This is a genomic window from Flavobacterium sp. Leaf82 (assembly GCF_001422725.1).
Classification (GTDB): Bacteria; Bacteroidota; Bacteroidia; order Flavobacteriales; family Flavobacteriaceae; genus Flavobacterium.
This window is the reverse complement of record NZ_LMMA01000012.1, coordinates 396,492-413,007: the sequence shown is the minus strand read 5'-3', so window position 1 is coordinate 413,007 and position 16,516 is coordinate 396,492. Positions and strand designations below refer to the sequence as shown.

Sequence of the window (16,516 nt, the reverse complement as noted above, 5' to 3'; positions counted from 1 at the left end):
ATAACACAATGTAATAAAAAAGTTAATTTGTCTATTTTAAAGAGGTTTAAACACAAATACCCATTGCATTTTTTTTGCAAACCAACATTTACAAATCATAAATTTGTTAACCATGAAAAAAATATTCTTTCTCTTCTTGATATTTTGTTGTTCCGGCATAACAGCCCAGACTGGTTCTGAAAACAGCTCGATCATTCCTGCACCAAATTCATACAAAGCAACCGGAGATAGTATTCGTATAAACGGGCGACTAAAAATTTCTTTTGAAAATAATAAATTCAGTTCCAGAGAATTTAAAACAGCACAAATTTTCGAGTCAGCTATAAACACGAATACAACAAATAAAAAGAGCAATATTGAAGTTTTGTTCATTGCTAAAAATCCATCTTTCTCTTCAAAAAAAGAAGCGTATAAAATCGATATTACGTCAAAAAAAATTACGGTTACAGGTAGTGAAGAAGGATTATTTTATGCAGTTCAGAGTTTATTGCAGCTTTTACCCAACAAACCGAAAAATCAGGAAGTAAAATTACCTTGCGTTACCATCGAAGACGAACCCAGATACAGCTACCGCGGGCTTCACCTCGACGTTTGCCGTCATTTTTTCTCTGTTGATGTCATAAAAGATTTTATTGCACAAATGTCCAGTTATAAATTAAACAACTTTCATTGGCACTTAACAGACGATCAAGGATGGAGAATTGAGATAAAAAAATATCCAAAACTAACTGAAGTTGGTTCAAAAAGAGCACAGACTTTAGTGGGAAATAAATTCGAAAGATTCCCGTATTTTTTTGACGGAAATCCGTACGGAGGATTTTATACGCAGGAAGAAATTAAAGATGTAGTAAAATTTGCCGAAGACCATTATGTGAATATTATTCCGGAAATCGAAATGCCCGGTCATGCAACTGCAGCAGTTACGGCTTATCCTAATTTATCTTGTTTTCCCGATCGTCAATACAAGGTTATAGAATATTGGGGTGTTTTTGATGATATTTTCTGCGCCGGAAAAGAAGAAACTTTTACTTTTTTAGAAGATGTTTTGACGGAAGTGATGGCTTTATTCCCAAGTAAATACATTCATATTGGTGGAGACGAATGCCCAAAAACAAAATGGAAAGAATGTCCGAATTGTCAAAAAAGAATCAAAGATTTAGGATTGAAAGACGAACACGAACTACAAAGTTATCTCACAACCCGAATCGAGAAATTCCTAAACGCAAACGGACGACAAATTTTAGGCTGGGACGAAATGCTTGAAGGCGGATTGGCACCAAATGCGGCTGTAATGTCATGGCGAGGCGAAGCCGGCGGAATTAGCGCTGCAAGACAAAAACATAATGTAATCATGAATCCGGAACAAGTACTTTATCTGGATTATAACCAAGGATATTCTCCGCAAGAACCTTTAACGATTGGAAGATTAACTACAGTTGAAAAAATGTACAACTATAATCCAACGCCTGTTGATAGCTTAACCGTCGAGGAACAAAAGTATATTATAGGCGTACAATCTAATCTTTGGTCAGAATATTTAACAAGTCCGGCAAAGTTAAATTACATGATTTATCCGCGTGTATTTGCTTTGGCCGAAATTGCATGGACGCAACCTCAAAATAAAAATTACAATCATTTTATTTTAAATCAAATTCCGCATCATTTAGAAAAACTGGAAGCTCAAAAAAGATTGTATAAAATTCCGAGTCCTTTTGGTTCTAATGAAACCGCTTTAATTGCTTCAAAATATGTTTTGGATTTAAAACCAACAATCAAAAACGGACAAATCTTCTACACAATTGATGGATATAATCCTGATGAAACAGCTGAACTTTATACAAAACCTGTAACGATAAATATTCCAAAAGGAGAATTCAGAATCATTAAAACCGTTCAGATTACTCCAAGCGGAAGAAGAAGTTCTATCAGTAAAATATTGGTTAGAAACCCGGAATTAAAATCGGCTTTAGCTGTAAAACCAAATAAGAAAGGTTTAAAATTCGGTTATTATACGGGAACCTTATTCCAGCAAGTTCAGGATTTAGATTTAGCAAAACCTGCTAATTCAGGCATTTTTGAAGGCGCCATAAGCAGTGAAAAATGGAAAACGAAAACAGAGCGTTATATCGGCTTAAAATTCGATGGATACATCTACATCCCGGAAACGGCAAATTATACAATTTCGACGCTTTCAGATGACGGATCGAAGCTTTTTATCGATAATGAATTAGTTGTAAATAACGATGGAATTCATTGGCTCAACGAAGCGTATGGAGCTGTAAAACTCGAAAAAGGTTTCCATAAAATAAACATTGGCTATTTTGATCAGATTGGAGGAACTACTTTAACATGTTTCATTCAACAGGAAGGAAGAGAAAAACAAGAAATTAGTGCTACGCAATTGTATTACGAATAAAATATAAAAAGACGCATTTGCTGTGGCAAATGCGTCTTTATTATTAAAACATCAATTTAGATTATCGAAATCTATTTAGATGCTGCTTTACTAATATTTTTAAAATCGTCATCTTTTAAATTATATGCAAAACCAGCACCATAAAAATAATAGGGAGCATCAGCAGTCTTAGCATTAACCACTTGCAAATATTTATTTCCATTCATACTTACATATCTTAAATAATAGATATCTTCATTATTTAAAATCTTCTTTTCCAGATCCTCCTCTTTAATAAACTGATATTTGTATTTATAATCTTCAACGAGTTTTTTAAGATCTTTTTCATCTCTAAGTTTTTCAGTTCCTTTCCATGGACTATATTCCATCATATAAGCTTCCGGGATATAAAGTGTAGCTTCTTTTAAGTTCTTGATTTCTGGTTTTGCAAAATCATCATAAAGTCCGCAATGTTCTCCTTTACTTATAATTTGATTAATCTGTTGAAAGTAATTCTTCAACATTCCGAGATTGGTATTGGTAAAACTTTGTTCCGTATACATTTGTTCATACAATTCGCTCAATGTCTTTTTTACCTTACCAGTTCCCATTGCATCATTTAAAAATTTATTATTAGCAGAAAGAGGAGCTCTCGCTATATAAATCAAATTTTCATTTAAAACCCCGTTCAGTTTCCTGTCGTATTTTTTGTCATCTGACTTCAGTTTTGCAACTCCTTTATCGAATTTCTCTTTATCTAAAATTCGTATTGCAAAATTGGTATGAATATAAACGGTACCTTTTGAACTTGTAGTTATATCTCCTATGAATTTTGCAATTGAATATTTACCATCTACATAATCCATTATATTAAAATCCTTATATTCAACGACTTTATATGGAGTAACTGTCCAGACTTCTTTCAGGATTTTTTCATAATCTTCTTTTTTATTCAACTGAGGCAAAACAAAAACTGTCGTTGTGCTTTTAAATTTTTCCAGTTCTCCTTTTTCAAATGGATCATTTGAACCACGGTCAGATGGAGTTACCGCTACCTGAGCATAATTTTGAATGCTTAGGGCAAGCATTACAATAAGTAAAATTCTTTTCATTTAATACGATTTGTTTTTGGTGTATATTATTTTTAGGTGCGGTAAAAATAGTACAAAAAAAAACGCATCCAACTTAATGAATGCGTTTTTATATAAACTAAATGTATGTTTAAATTATCCTTTTAAACTTGCTGATAAATACTCACGGTTCATACGTGCAATATTTTCAAGAGAGATACCTTTAGGGCATTCTACTTCGCAAGCTCCAGTGTTGGTACAGTTACCAAAACCTTCTAAATCCATTTGGTGAACCATGTTTAAAACACGATCAACTGCTTCGATTTTACCTTGAGGCAATAATGCATATTGAGATACTTTTGCTCCTACGAACAACATTGCTGATCCGTTTTTACAAGTTGCAACACAAGCTCCACAACCAATACAAGCAGCAGCATCAAATGATTTATCTGCGTCATGTTTATTTATCGGAATTGTATTTGCATCAATAGTATTTCCTGAAGTATTTACCGAGATAAATCCTCCTGCATGTTGAATTCTGTCAAAAGAACTTCTGTCAACAACTAAATCTTTAATTACCGGGAAAGCTTTTGCTCTAAATGGTTCGATAAAAATCGTATCACCATCTTTAAACATACGCATGTGCAATTGGCAAGTAGTAACTCCTCTGTCTGGTCCGTGTGCTTCTCCGTTGATGAATAATGAACACATTCCGCAAATTCCTTCACGACAATCGTGGTCAAATGCTACTGGCTCTTCTCCTTTGTTGATCAATTGTTCGTTAAGAACATCAAGCATTTCAAGGAAAGACATATCTGGTTCGATTCCGTCGATTGGGTAATCAACAATTCCCCCTTTATCCTGGGCGTTTTTCTGACGCCATATTTTTAATGTAAGTTTCATACTGTTTTAGTTTGAAGGTCATAAAGTCAAAAGTCGAAAGTCAATTAACATTTAGTCATTTTACTTTAAGACTTTTGTCTTTTGACTAATTGCTATTTGTAGCTTCTTTGTACTAATTTAATGTTTTCGTAAACCAGAGGTTCTTTGTGTAATACTGCATCACTTGGTTTTCCTTTGTATTCCCAGGCTGCAACATATGCAAAGTTTTCATCATCACGAAGTGCTTCTCCTTCTTCTGTTTGGTATTCTTCACGGAAGTGACCTCCACAAGACTCATTACGGTGTAATGCATCTTTCGCGAACAATTCTCCTAACTCTAAGAAATCGGCAACACGTGTCGCTTTCTCTAATTCCTGATTAAATTCGTTAGCGCTTCCAGGAACTTTTACATCTTTATAAAACTCCTCACGTAAAGCAGCAATTTCTTCGATAGCTTCAGTTAAACCTTTAGCATTACGAGCCATACCTACTTTATCCCACATGATTTTTCCTAATTTCTTGTGGAAATAATCTACAGAATGAGTTCCTTTATTATTGATAAATCTATCGATTTGATCTTTTACTTCTTTTTCTGCTGCTACGAATTCTGGTAAATCTGTAGAAATTTCTCCCATTTTAATATCCGGAGCTAAGTAATCTCCAATAGTATAAGGTAATACGAAATATCCATCAGCTAAACCTTGCATTAAAGCAGAAGCTCCAAGTCTGTTTGCTCCGTGATCAGAGAAGTTAGATTCTCCAATAGAGAAACATCCCGGAATTGTAGTCATTAAGTTATAATCAACCCAGGTTCCTCCCATTGTGTAGTGAACCGCCGGGTAAATCATCATTGGTGTTGTATACGGATCTTCGTCAACGATTTTGTAATACATCTGGAATAAGTTTCCGTATTTACTTTTCACGATTTCAGCTCCTAATTTAGTTACCAAAGCCGCATCGTTAGCATCTAAACCTTTAACGAAAGCTTCTTCAGTTCCGTAACGTTTGATTGCTGCTGCGAAATCTAAGTAAACAGCTTCTCCGGTTTTGTTAACACCAAAACCAGCATCACATCTTTCTTTTGCAGCACGAGACGCAACGTCACGAGGTACTAAGTTACCAAAAGCAGGATATCTTCTTTCTAAGAAATAATCTCTTTCAGCTTCAGTCAAATCTGTTGCTTTTTTCTTTCCTTCACGAATCGCTTTTGCATCTTCTTGTTTTGCAGGAACCCAAATACGACCGTCATTACGTAACGATTCAGACATCAAAGTCAGTTTTGACTGGTGATCTCCAGAAACCGGAATACAAGTTGGGTGAATTTGTGTGTAACAAGGATTTGCGAAAAACGCTCCTTTTTTATGTATTTTCCAAGCTGCTGTTGCGTTACTTCCCATAGCATTTGTTGACAGGAAAAATACGTTTCCGTATCCTCCAGAACCAACTACTACCGCGTGAGCAGAATGTCTTTCTATTTCTCCGGTGATTAAGTTACGAGCGATAATACCTCTCGCTTTTCCGTTCACGATAACAATGTCAAGCATTTCGTGACGGTTGTACATTTTTACTTTACCACGACCAATCTGACGGTTCATTGCAGAATAAGCTCCTAGCAATAATTGTTGTCCAGTTTGTCCTTGTGCATAAAAAGTACGAGAAACCAAAGTTCCTCCAAAAGAACGGTTATCTAATAATCCACCATATTCACGAGCCAATGGAACTCCTTGAGCCACACACTGGTCGATAATATTAGCAGAAACTTCAGCCAAACGGTGAACGTTTGCCTCACGTGCACGGTAATCTCCTCCTTTTACAGTATCATAAAATAATCTGTAAACTGAGTCACCGTCACCTTTATAATTTTTTGCTGCATTGATACCACCTTGTGCTGCAATAGAGTGCGCACGACGAGGTGAATCCTGAAAGCAGAAAGCTTTTACGTTATATCCCTGCTCAGCCAAAGTAGCCGCAGCTGAACCTCCAGCCAAACCTGTACCAACAATGATAATATCTAAATTACGTTTGTTAGCCGGATTTACTAAATTAATATGATCTTTATAATCTGTCCATTTGTCCGATATTGGGCCGTGTGGAATTTTTGAATCTAATGCCATTATAATTTATATTAATTATTGAAATGATGAAATAATGCGATAATTACGAAAAGTGCCGGTACTACAACTGCAAAACCGTAACCCACTTTACTTAAAAATCTTGAATACTTATTGTGCATCCCCATTGATTGAAGAGATGAACCGAATCCGTGCCAAAGGTGAAAACCTAATAACACAAATGAGATACAATACAATCCTGTACGAATTGGGTCATGAAACTTATGAACCAGTTCTCCATAATATCTTGTAGCATCTGGCGTAGCCCCTGCAATATATTTGTAGTTAACCTCCGGAAACCAGAAATCATAAAAATGCAATCCTAAGAAAGCCAAAATAACCAATCCAGAAATAATCATATTTCTAGAACTCCAGGAAGCATTTGCAGCTCCGTTGTATTTTGCATACGCAATTGGTCTTGCAGCAGTATTTTGAGCTGTCAAAACAAATCCCATAACGAAATGGAAAATTACTCCGATTGCCAAAACTGGTTGCATTACATATTGAATCAGCGGATTGTATCCCATAAAGTGAGACGCTTCGTTAAAAACATTTTCACTAATAATAGAAATAAAATTTAAGGAAACATGCAGCGCTAAAAACGTGATTAAGAATATTCCCGAAAGGGCCATAGCCACTTTCTTTAAGATGGAAGCATTCAATAGTGCAGATTGTGCCATAAGTGTTTAAGTAGTTTGTTTTAAAAAATTACACAAAAATAACTCAATTAACAAAGAACTACAACCATTTCGCTGTTATTTATAATCATTTTAAAATAGCCTACGTATTACGTACTTTTACGTATAAAAAATACCGTATCCCAAATTATTTTATTATAAAATTTTGAAAAACTGTTTTTTAGCAAATTTATTCACCACAAACAAATAGTGTTACGCTGCTCTAAAAGTTTATCATATTATTATTTTAAGTAAACTTTTAATTTGTTTTCTTTAAAAGTTTCTGTGCATTGGAATTTTATAGGATTAAAAAATTGTCATTCCACAACATAATTTTACCTTTATCGGCTTCAAAAAAAATATAATGAAAACAGGAATTGACGCTATCTCTTTTGATGTAGCCAACATACATTTACCCATAAAAACTTTGGCAATCGCCAGAAATATTGAACCAGAAAAATTAGAAAAAGGTCTCGGATTAATTAAAATGACCTTGCCGGACGTTCATCAGGATGCTGTAGTTTTTGGAGCAAACGCTTTGACAAAACTAATTCTTGATAACGACATAAACCTAAACGAAATTAGCCGAATTTATGTGGGAACTGAAAGCGGAATCGACAGTTCTAAACCAATAAGCTCGTTCTTAATAAGTTTAATGGAACAAAAATTTGGAGAAGATTCTTTATCTGAATGTGATGTTGTCGATTTTACTTTCGCCTGTATTGGCGGTGTTGATGCGTTGCAAAACTGTATTGATTTTGTAAAACTTAATCCATCTAAAAAAGCAATTGTTGTTACGACAGATTTTGCAAAATACGATTTAAATTCTACAGGAGAATATACTCAAGGCGCCGGAGCCCTTGCAATGCTTGTAACTTCGAATCCTGGAATTATTGCCTTTGATGAAAATTGGGCAACCAGTACAAAAGGCGTTTTTGATTTCTTTAAACCTTACAGAAGTCTTTCTAAACAAGCAATTATCCAAAACGAAAACAACGATCCATGGTTTGATAATCTGGAAGCCGAAATCGAGATTCATAAAGATCAACCGGTTTTTGACGGTCAATATTCGAATCAATGTTATATGGATCGTACGCGAAATGCTTACTTCTCATTTAAAAAATTAAAAAACACAACCGAAACTTTATACAATACCTGGAACAGCATTATCATGCATTTACCTTATTCTTTTCAGGGACGCAGAATGTTATCTGAAATTTATGCTTTAGATCATGCTGATAAAATTATTGCAGAAAATATTGAACCTGCAGACTATCAAACTAAAATAAAAGAAGTTGGGAAATCTGATGAATATAAAAAGTTTGTAACAGAGAAATTACAACCGGCAGAATTGGCCTCGTCTTTAATAGGAAACCTTTATACAGGATCTATTTTCATGGGATTATTATCGACTTTGGCTCATTATTATGATACAAAGCAAGAAGTTGCAGGAGCAAAATTTGGATTCCTTGCTTACGGAAGCGGATCGAAATCTAAAGTTTTTGAAGGAACAATTCAACCAGACTGGCAATTGGCTTTAGCCAAAACGAAGCTTTTTGAAAATCTGGAAGAAAGCACAGAAATTGGTTTTGAAACTTATGAAAGTCTTCACAAAAAAGAACAAAAACAAAGCGTGAGAGCTCCAAAAAACGAATGGGTTTTAGACCGAATTGAAAAAGAAATTCCAAATTTAATTGGAGCAAGATATTATAGATGGGTAGATTAGTTAATTTCTAATTTTAAATCATAAAAAAACCGAAGCTAAGTACTTCGGTTTTTTTTTATCAGATAATTAATCTTCATTATAATGTTGCTTGATTTCTTTTAGGATTTCAAAAACAACATCGTCATTTTTTTCTTTATGTCGTCTTGCCCAGAAACTATAAATCCAGACCGTATTAAGTTGCGAGGAATATTCTGCATTACTATTGTCTTTCTCTGAACTTGTTTCTGCATTTTTGCTTACTAAACTCAAAACATTTTCTGATGCATAAGGTTTTATCTCATTATAATAATAGTTAGGAAACTCTTTTTGCGCACCAAAAATCATTGTTTTATAGATTTTAGTCAATCTTTCATCAGGATTTTCAGTTTCATAAATATCTTCATGAGTTTTTATTAAAGCATCTACAATTAGATTTAAATTGGAATCAAAATAAATCTTATTCGATAAAAAAGCATACAACAAAGTATTATAACTATCAAAAGCTTCCCGAATCGCTTCAGGATTTCGCCTTATTTTTTCATCTACTTTTTTTATCTCTTCATCATAAGCAAATCCTCTTTCTATTGCAATTCGGATTCCTGTAAAGGACTGATCTTTTTCTAATACTAAAAAATCCGACAAAAAGTTCTTAGTAAGATCCTGTGTTTTGGTAGTGTCATAACTCGAATCCTCAAAAAGTTCTTTGAAGTATCCGTTTATATTTACTTCCGGAAAACTCATTTCGTTAAAACCATAATAGTCAGATTCTGACTCCTCACCTTCTCCTTCGCCTTCACTTTCATGTTCGACATCTGTAGCAACTTCTTCTGTTTCTGACACAGAATTTAAGGTTCCAATTATGCCATCACCACTATAAGATCGTATCGTTACCACATTTAAAACCGCTAAATACAAGGAAAAAGAAAAAATGAGTATCGAAATAAACAGCATTAAAAAACCAAGAAACTTAGTTATTTCAACAACAGAATCTTTTATTCTTAAAACCAGACTTATTATTAAACTGGAAATCATTAAAATATCTAAAGAGAAAAAAAATCGATAAATATAATCAGAACTAACAACTCCAACTTCTAATTTTAAAACAGAAGAAATAATAGAACATAGAAACGTTAAAGCTCCAAAAATTACATTTATAAAAAAGGCATTCTTCCAAAATTTATCGATTGGCGCTTCTTTATTCACTTCATCATTTGTAGAATCAGAATGGATTACAGCCACTATCAATCTTTGAATTATAATTGAAATTGCCAATACAATTAAAGGTGAAAAACCAATTACCAATAACTGAATCAAAGGTATTAACTGGATGTCATCGTTATATACTTCATTAAAAACAAAACTAAAAATCAGCAATATTATACACTGAATTATTATAACTATTTTATAAGATTTTATCATTCTTCTTCTGAATTTGAATTTGAGTCGTATTGCTCTTTTATTTCGTTTAAGATTATTGCAATCTCTTTTATATTTCCTTCATTATTTCTTCTTGCCCAAAAGCTATAAAACCACATTATATCAGTGTCTTTAAAATCTGCATTATTAGAAAACTTATAAGTCTGAAGTTTTTCGATTGTTTCTGCAGTGAAATATTTTTCAAAATCCGAATAATATTTTTCCATATTAGGTCTGGAACTGCCATAAGGCTGATGCATGGCGTTGTAGATTTCTTTTAATTTTTCATTTTCGGCACCAATGTCATCGTATGTCAAAAGTAATCCGTCTACAATTTTGTCAAAATTTGCCTTGCGATAGATTTCAGGCGAAATAACGCTATAGATTACTGATCTGTAATTCTCGAATCCTAAATAAAGTGCATCAGGGTTTTCTCTAATATTATCAATGTATTGAACAAGATAATAATAGTCGCTTTCGGTAATATGATCGTCTAAACTTCTGCCCATTAAAATTCTGACATCATAAAAATCATATTTTCCATCAAGCGCTCCCCAATCCGGAATTAAAGAATTCCAGGACGAAAGCAATTTAGACTTTTCGACCTCAGGATCAACTTGTTCGTTGTCTGCTTCTACATAATCTACTGATGTTTCTTCGGCATCAGACGAAAGTCCTTTTTCATCTCTTCGATTGATATAATTTTCTGAGGCATTCATAAATTCACCCATAAAAACAACTTCATAAGTAAAGGATGCAGTAATTATAAAAAAGCTAAAGACCAATATAAAAAGTGCCAATGTTTTATTTGATTTCCAATAAATTCCTGCTGCTAAAAAAAAGGAAGCTGTTACTAAGCTTAATATTATAATGAGAAAAGATCTTAAAACCACTAAACTATAAAATAGAATTGACTGATCTATTATAAATGGATTTTTTCGATATAACCCAAATGCAAAAACAGCAATGATTATTAAGAAGAAAACATTGCAGTAAAATGCAAATTTCCAAAAGTTTTGCTGGCGAACTTTCTTTTGCATATCAACTTCATCTTCTGTAGCATTCTCCTTTTTTAGAAACACAATTAAAATAGAAATAAGAATACAAACGCCAAAGAAAATTAAAGGAACTGCGTGTCCATAATTAAATTCGTATGGATGAAATCCTCTAACATTAAGAAGTTTCTGCTTTCTATAATTCATTAAAATCAACAGACCAAGTAAGAAAGCGGGAATAAATTGAAGTAATATAACGGTTTTAAAAAATTTGGTTTTTTTGTCCATAATAAGGATTAGTGGTTGTGTAGGAATTTGCCCAAAACTATTAAAAAAATTTTAACATTTAGGCTTGAAATTCATTTTTTGAAAGAAAAATAAATTAAATTTTAACTTTAAATATATTACAACTATAACACTCTGACTTGCAACAATTTCACATATTCGCCTTTTTAATCAAATAAAAAAAACCGAAACTGTAATGGCTTCGGTTTTCTTTTTAAATTTCAAATTATTAATCCTTTTTATGTTGTTCCGTATAATTTTGATTTCCTTTAATGGCTTGATCGTGAACATTCATTCCGTTTGACATTCCTAACATAAAGGCCGTTATTATTACCACCATTTTTCTTTTTATCCAATGAAGTGGTCGTTTAGATTGTACTAAACGTATTTTATTATTGTGTTTATACATTTTGAAAATGATAAATGATTAGACATTATTGTATCACCTTATGCCTTGAAAAGCATAAATACTTAGAAAAGAATTCTCTAAGCGCTGTATAAACTTTTGTAGAAATTGTTTGAAGTTATAATTTCATTCATGAACACAGATTGTCTCATAAATGAATGTAAGTTTTGATAAAGAAGTTTTTGCAATTTCTGAACAGTTCGAACCTGAAGATTACAAACATCTTTTAGCTGAAGATAAATTACAGGAATTAAAAACGAACCTGAAACTCCATCTTTTAGTTGCTTGTAAATGTAAAAGCGAGAAGTCCTGAAATTTAATTCTCTCCTTAAAATCACAAATGAAGATTGATAATAATCTGCTGATTTTGTTTGAAAATCTACTGTACCATCATTTGCAATCACGACAAAAGCCAGAAAGAGCGAAAGAAGATATTTAATACAGTTTTTCAATTGGTTTAATTTAGACTATTATGTTTTTGATCAAACGAAAATACGAATTAAAACAAAACCTACAATTTTACAACTTGTTTTGTTTATGCAATACTTTTTCAGCTTCATTTCTATACAATAATAAACCCAATCCCAGAGAAAAAACTACACAACTTAACAACATATAAACTCCGTTTTTTAATATAAAAAATGAAAAACCAATTGCTGGTGCACTTACAACAACCATGATTGAACTTATAAAATTAGTTTTTATAAAATTGACCGCGTGCATTGCCAATCCAATAAAGAGCAACGAAGGACCAACAACAATAAATGGACAAAAGATTGATGGTGTATTACGAATCTGATTACTTAGTTCTTGTTTGGCAAATTCATTATTACCAAAACTCCACATTATAAAATCGATCGTACAAAGACCAATATGTGCAATAACGCCTAAAGTTGTTAGAATTGAAGCTACAGAATTTAATCTGTTTTTAGGAAACACGTCATTAAACGACAATAATAAACAAGCGCCAATAAGGTTAAACCAATGTGCAAAATCGATTGGTTGTTGAAAGTCCGGCAAAAGATTGGAAAAGAATAAATAACTGGTAACAAAAAATAATAATCCGGCAAGGCAAATGTGTTTTGATTTCATAATTTATTTTTAAAATTGATGAACAAAACTACTCTCAGAATCTTTCTTAAACGCCTAATTTATTGACTTTGGTACGAAAGTATCGATTTTAGGTACGAAATTATAATACCAATAAAGCTTCTTTGTAATTTTTAGAAACCGGAAGTTCTATTTGAGTCAGAATAATAGTATTTTGATTGCGCCAGGACTTAAAATGTATAGGATTTATTAAATGAGAACGATGTATTTGAACTAAAATTCCAAAATCGTCCTGAAGTTTTTTGAGCGAAGTCCGAATAAGTTTTGATGTGAGTTTGCCGTTTTCGACATAAAAAATCTCAACATAATTTTGAGCGTTAGAAATACAAACCAAATCTTGTTTGTTGATTTTTAGAATGTCTAATTTATTATCTCCTTTAAATGTCAAAATATCATCTTGCAGCGGAATCAGTTTAATCAAATATCTTCTTGCCAGAATAATTACAGGAGTTAAGATCAAAGCAACTTTTATAAATATGATGATAAAGAACGCTGTAAAACTATATCCTCCGTTTAAAATTGGACTTTTATAATAGGTATAAACGGCAATTAAATAAATTAGATAAAAGAATATTAAACTAATTGCTTCAAACTTTAAATTCCATTTTGAGATTTTTTCATAAACTCTTTTTTGAACAACGGCAACAATGCCATAACACAAAAATGCCATAGAACTAAAGCCAATACTCATAAAAAGCCAGGACCTGAAATCTAAAGTTCCGTCATCAAAAGGTTTTATTACAAAAGCAAAAACAAAAATCCATAACGCAATACCTAAACCTATTATTAGATTGTGTTTTATGGATATGTTTAGTTGTTTCATTTTTTCTTAAAGCAATTATTATTATACAATATTAGACTTTAATCTAACTTATTTCAAGTAAGATCCACTAGTTTTTTACTTATTTTCAAGATCAATCATCATAATAAAACACAAAAAGAAAGAAATTACATCGAATTCATCTTAAAAGAAACAAGAAGATTACAGATTCTTAAAGAATCAATAAAATAGCATGACCTGTTTTTTGTAAGTATTTATTTAAAAATAATTTGTATTTTTATCAAAGTCGTATCCGAAAAACTTATAGAGTAGGAAAACCCAAAAAACAAATTACTTATGAAAAATTTCCAAAAATTATCAAAAGAAGAATTGAAATCGATTAATGGTGGCACTGGAAACTGTGCAACCTATCCGTTATGTGGTAGCGAAGAAGTTACTTATTACGGAAGAAACTCATGTGGTTGGTATTTATACAAAACATCAACAAATAGTATCTGTATGGAATATGCAGCATAATACTATAATCATTGATTAATTAAAATTACTACCAACAAAACAAATTACCTATGAAAAATTTCCAAAAATTATCAAAAGAAGAATTGAAATCGATTCACGGCGGTACTGGTGCACCTTGCTATACATGGCCGCTATGTAATGGACAAGAAGTCACTTTTTACACCATAAACTCATGTGGTTGGTATTTATACAAAACATCAACAAATAGTACTTGTATGGAATACGGAGCAACATAGTCATCAATTTATTAAAACTGCTATCTTATCAATAGCAGTTTTTTATATTCATTTTTTCATCGCTGAAAGGCTTACTTATAACTAGCTTACATCACTTAATTTTGAAATTTTATTATCTAAAAATTCAAAAACAGATTTTCCTTTCAAGTTTAATTCTTCTCCGGTTTTCATTCCGTTAGGAAAATCCATTCCTAAAATAGCATGATAGTCAATTTCTATCTCAGTTTTTGATTCAAAATGACTGAATGCTGTAATTACCTGCGTTCTTTTCGAAAAATAGGCTTTTGCATTTTCTGCTTGTTCTTTAAATTCATTTAATCCGTTTAAAGTCATATTTACTTCACCGTTCTGAATGTTTTCAAAAATAATATCCTTACTAAAATCAGTTGTCATTTTATCAATATCAAATTGATTGTAACCTTCAACATAATTCTTAATTATTCTTTCTCTATCAATCATAATATAATATTGTTTTAAGTTTGATTAAAGAAAATGGTTCAAACCAAGACGTTCAAATTTCACTTTGCATTTCTGGACATAATTATTCCATTCCGGTTTATTTTCTTCATTATTATAAATAGAAGCAGCATAATCAACAACTTCGGCACTAAAATGATTTCCAAACACAGTATCCAAATATTGAATCCCGGAATCAATTACTCGTTTTAAAATCTCTACTTTATCAATTCCGTTTTCTTTGCAGGCTTTATCAAGCCATAATCCTTTACCTAATTTTACATATTCTACGAGTAAACTTTTGGTAATAAATTCAGAAGGAACATCATTGATATCCGGTTGATGTTTTCCGTTCTTGAAAACCGACAAAATCAGTTCTTCAGAATAATATTCCTCTGGAATTAATCGTAGCGCTGTTCCATTTTCAGCGGCTTTAAAACAAAGTTCTTTCGTTATAAACTCATCAGGAATAACCTGAATTGCAAAACCATCTTTGCTAACTAATTTATCGCAGAATTCGGGAGTTATTAAGTTCTGATTAATAAATGGTAAAGCATGATAAGTAGTATTTAAGGCCAGATTACAAAGTTCTTCGGTTTTAAATTCTTTAGGAACCAGTTTAAGATCCCTATAATTTGATAAAACGCGGTCCCGCCAATATTCATAACTTTTTGCAGAAGGATTATTTTGCTTTAAAATTAATTCTCCAAATTCTAATTCCCGTTTCAATTCTTCGAAAGTCTCTATTAACTGGTTATCAAGATGTTTGCGCAATTCGATAGAGATAATATCTTCGCCAGAATCGGCATCATATGTGCACTCGTTTTTTGGATTTACTTCATCTGTTTTATCATTATAATAAAACAAATCATTTTTTCGCTCTGCAAACGTCGTGTAATGATCTTCGACTATAAAAACGGGAGAATCTATAATGCCGGAACATTTAAAATTTCCGTGATTATACGATGTCATTACCACTTCTTTGGCTTTTATATTTCCTTGTATTTCTATATACGAACCGCCTAATAATAAACTTTGGCAAGTCACATTTCCGTTAATGTAAACATACGGTCCATAATCTCCTTCGGCATTTATAATGGTTCCGTTTGTTGTGAAATTTCCGTTTATGAGAATTCCTTCAATTCGTATTAAATCAATTTCTTTTAATGGTAGATTTAAGATATTCGAAAGCCATTTCTTTTCTTTTTCTTCATAAAGATCTAAGTAGAAATTACCTTCAAAGATTACATCTTCGTTTGCAACAATAAAGAAATCTTCATCGTTCCATTCGTCAAAATAATCAAATCCTTCATGATCTGTTAAAAAAGGATATTGGGCTTTGACTTCTTTTATTGTAATTAATTTGAAAGCTGAATTATGCATTTTTATTTTTTTATTGAAACGAATTGCTTTGCTTTTTTATGCCACAGATTATATGATTTTAAAGGATTAATCTGTTGTAACCAAAATTCGAA

15 protein-coding genes are annotated in these 16,516 nt (G+C 32.1%); 4 read left to right on the top strand and 11 right to left on the bottom strand.

Annotated features, from left to right (window positions below; translation table 11 throughout):
• The first annotated feature begins 112 nt into the window (after positions 1-112).
• The gene (locus tag ASF10_RS10345; RefSeq protein WP_056248549.1) at positions 113-2,416 is read left to right on the top strand and encodes a family 20 glycosylhydrolase; all 2,304 of its coding nucleotides are present in this window, start codon (positions 113-115) and stop codon (positions 2,414-2,416) included.
• Between the two features lie 71 nt (positions 2,417-2,487).
• Here ASF10_RS10345 and ASF10_RS10340 read toward each other — a convergent pair whose 3' ends face one another.
• The 4 genes from ASF10_RS10340 to ASF10_RS10325 all read right to left on the bottom strand — a co-directional run bounded on the left by ASF10_RS10340 (position 2,488) and on the right by ASF10_RS10325 (position 7,138).
• A complete protein-coding gene (locus ASF10_RS10340) occupies positions 2,488-3,507 on the bottom strand; it encodes a hypothetical protein (RefSeq protein WP_056248547.1) in 1,020 nt (339 codons plus the stop codon).
• 114 nt (positions 3,508-3,621) lie between these two features.
• Entirely contained in the window at positions 3,622-4,368 is a 747-nt protein-coding gene (locus tag ASF10_RS10335) for a succinate dehydrogenase/fumarate reductase iron-sulfur subunit (RefSeq protein ID WP_056248545.1), read from the bottom strand.
• A 92-nt stretch (positions 4,369-4,460) separates the two neighbouring features.
• Entirely contained in the window at positions 4,461-6,461 is a 2,001-nt protein-coding gene (locus ASF10_RS10330) for a fumarate reductase/succinate dehydrogenase flavoprotein subunit (protein ID WP_056248542.1), read from the bottom strand.
• 11 nt (positions 6,462-6,472) lie between these two features.
• A complete protein-coding gene (locus ASF10_RS10325; RefSeq protein WP_056248540.1) occupies positions 6,473-7,138 on the bottom strand; it encodes a succinate dehydrogenase cytochrome b subunit in 666 nt (221 codons plus the stop codon).
• A 361-nt stretch (positions 7,139-7,499) separates the two neighbouring features.
• On the opposite strand from ASF10_RS10325, the gene ASF10_RS10320 reads away from it, so the two are divergent.
• Positions 7,500-8,861 (top strand): hydroxymethylglutaryl-CoA synthase family protein, encoded by a 1,362-nt coding sequence (locus ASF10_RS10320; protein WP_056248537.1) that lies wholly within the window; start codon positions 7,500-7,502, stop codon positions 8,859-8,861.
• A 66-nt stretch (positions 8,862-8,927) separates the two neighbouring features.
• On the opposite strand, the gene ASF10_RS10315 is transcribed toward ASF10_RS10320, so the two are convergent.
• The 5 genes from ASF10_RS10315 to ASF10_RS10290 all read right to left on the bottom strand — a co-directional run bounded on the left by ASF10_RS10315 (position 8,928) and on the right by ASF10_RS10290 (position 13,875).
• On the bottom strand, positions 8,928-10,259 hold the full coding sequence (locus ASF10_RS10315) for a hypothetical protein (RefSeq protein WP_056248534.1): 1,332 nt from the start codon (positions 10,257-10,259) through the stop codon (positions 8,928-8,930).
• On the bottom strand, positions 10,256-11,539 hold the full coding sequence (locus tag ASF10_RS10310; RefSeq protein ID WP_056248532.1) for a tetraspanin family protein: 1,284 nt from the start codon (positions 11,537-11,539) through the stop codon (positions 10,256-10,258). Before ASF10_RS10310 ends, ASF10_RS10315 begins: the two co-directional genes overlap by 4 nt.
• Before the next feature lie 483 nt (positions 11,540-12,022).
• Positions 12,023-12,394 (bottom strand): hypothetical protein, encoded by a 372-nt coding sequence (locus tag ASF10_RS10300; RefSeq protein ID WP_056248525.1) that lies wholly within the window; start codon positions 12,392-12,394, stop codon positions 12,023-12,025.
• Between the two features lie 67 nt (positions 12,395-12,461).
• Entirely contained in the window at positions 12,462-13,034 is a 573-nt protein-coding gene (locus ASF10_RS10295) for a hypothetical protein (RefSeq protein WP_056248522.1), read from the bottom strand.
• A 100-nt stretch (positions 13,035-13,134) separates the two neighbouring features.
• Positions 13,135-13,875, bottom strand: a complete 741-nt coding sequence (locus tag ASF10_RS10290) for a LytTR family DNA-binding domain-containing protein (protein ID WP_056248519.1) — start codon at positions 13,873-13,875, stop codon at positions 13,135-13,137.
• 294 nt (positions 13,876-14,169) lie between these two features.
• On the opposite strand from ASF10_RS10290, the gene ASF10_RS24090 reads away from it, so the two are divergent.
• Positions 14,170-14,349 (top strand): bacteriocin-like protein, encoded by a 180-nt coding sequence (locus tag ASF10_RS24090; protein WP_117611368.1) that lies wholly within the window; start codon positions 14,170-14,172, stop codon positions 14,347-14,349.
• 50 nt (positions 14,350-14,399) lie between these two features.
• The gene (locus tag ASF10_RS24170; protein WP_131726529.1) at positions 14,400-14,585 is read left to right on the top strand and encodes a bacteriocin-like protein; all 186 of its coding nucleotides are present in this window, start codon (positions 14,400-14,402) and stop codon (positions 14,583-14,585) included.
• An 81-nt stretch (positions 14,586-14,666) separates the two neighbouring features.
• Here ASF10_RS24170 and ASF10_RS10285 read toward each other — a convergent pair whose 3' ends face one another.
• Together ASF10_RS10285 and ASF10_RS10280 are read right to left on the bottom strand one after the other, a co-directional pair.
• Positions 14,667-15,044: a nuclear transport factor 2 family protein gene (locus ASF10_RS10285; RefSeq protein ID WP_056248515.1), complete on the bottom strand. Its 378-nt coding sequence runs from the start codon at positions 15,042-15,044 to the stop codon at positions 14,667-14,669.
• A 24-nt stretch (positions 15,045-15,068) separates the two neighbouring features.
• Positions 15,069-16,424, bottom strand: coding sequence for a polymer-forming cytoskeletal protein (locus tag ASF10_RS10280; RefSeq protein ID WP_056248512.1), 1,356 nt, complete (start codon positions 16,422-16,424; stop codon positions 15,069-15,071).
• Positions 16,425-16,516 lie beyond the last annotated feature (92 nt).